The sequence below is a fragment of the Bacillus sp. SRB3LM genome (assembly GCF_015712745.1).
In the GTDB taxonomy this organism is placed as follows: domain Bacteria; phylum Bacillota; class Bacilli; order Bacillales; family Bacillaceae_G; genus Bacillus_A; species Bacillus_A thuringiensis_K.
Genome location: NZ_VWVQ01000075.1, coordinates 1 through 1282 on the forward strand (window position 1 = coordinate 1; position 1282 = coordinate 1282).

The following is a 1282-nucleotide window of genomic DNA, read 5'->3' on the forward strand; positions in this document are numbered from 1 at the left end:
TGAAGTGAACCCGAATAGTGGTACATGAAAAAAACACCTCCTGAATTCGCATACTAAGTATGCAAATTCATTGGAGGTGTTTTTCGTTTGAAGACAAGAGTTCATTACCCAGAAGAAACAAAGTGGAAAGTGATTGAAATGAAGAAAGACGGCTACTCAAATCGTACAATTATGGAGAAACTCGGAATTAAAAATGTTTCCCAAATTAAGACATGGATGAAATGGTATCGTACAGATCAAACGTATCGTTTTCAACAACCTGTAGGAAAACAATATTCTTATGGAAAAGGACCAAAAGAGCTCAGTGAATTAGAACAGATACGTTTAGAAAATAAACATCTAAAAACAAAATTACTTGTATGGGGAAAGTATCTGGAAATCGAAAGGGGCTGAAACCAGAAACTGTAGTTGCTTTATGGGAAAATGTAAAAACAAAAATAACGGTAAAAGAATTGTGTAACGTATTAGAATTACCCCGTTCCACATTTTATCGTTGGTTACAACGAACGGAAGATTTGAAAGATGGTATAGAAGAGAAAGTAAAGGACGTTTGTCTTAGGCATAAATTCCGGTATGGATATCGAAGAGTGACCGCTACTCTTCGAAAAATGGGACTGTGTGTCAATCATAAAAAAGTATTACGAATCATGAGACAAAATCACATTCTTTCAAAAGTACGTCGAAAGAAAAAGAAATATATCAATGGTACGGAGCCAATGGTATCCCCTCATCGATTGGAGCGCCAATTCGATGCATCCAGACCAAATGAAAAGTGGTTTACGGATGTGACGTATCTCTTATTTGGAGAGCGTACCTTGTATTTATCAACGATTATGGATGCCTTTAATCGTGAAATTATTAGTTGTGTCATCAGCGAATCACAAACACTGACATTAGCGATGAAGACATTAAAACAAGCAATGAGAGGGCGAAAAGTAAAAGATGTCCTTCTTCACTCAGATCAAGGAAGTATTTATACAGCAAAAGAATTTCAAGCGTATGCCAAAGAAAACGGCATGATCACCAGCATGTCCCGGAGAGGAAATTGCCATGATAATGCCGTCATGGAAAGCTTCTTTGGTCATTTAAAAAGTGAAGCCTTCTATTCACAAGAGATAACAAAAGTATCCAACACAACTGTGCAAAAGATTGTGCTAGAATACATTCATTACTACAATTGTGTGCGAATTCAAGAAAAATTAAACCACCTATCCCCTAAAGAATTTAGGGAACAAGTGGTTTAGGTGTTTTGATTGGTGTCCCCTTTTCGGGGGTCACTTCA

The 1282-nt window shown here is 36.9% G+C and carries 1 protein-coding gene; it reads left to right on the plus strand.

The window, feature by feature from the left end; translation table 11 throughout:
• The first annotated feature begins 87 nt into the window (after positions 1 to 87).
• A protein-coding gene (locus F3I02_RS21140; RefSeq protein WP_196477871.1) for an IS3 family transposase occupies positions 88 to 1244 on the plus strand; the annotation gives its coding sequence in 2 pieces (ribosomal slippage) (positions 88 to 340 and positions 340 to 1244; 1158 coding nt in all).
• Positions 1245 to 1282: the final 38 nt, after the last annotated feature.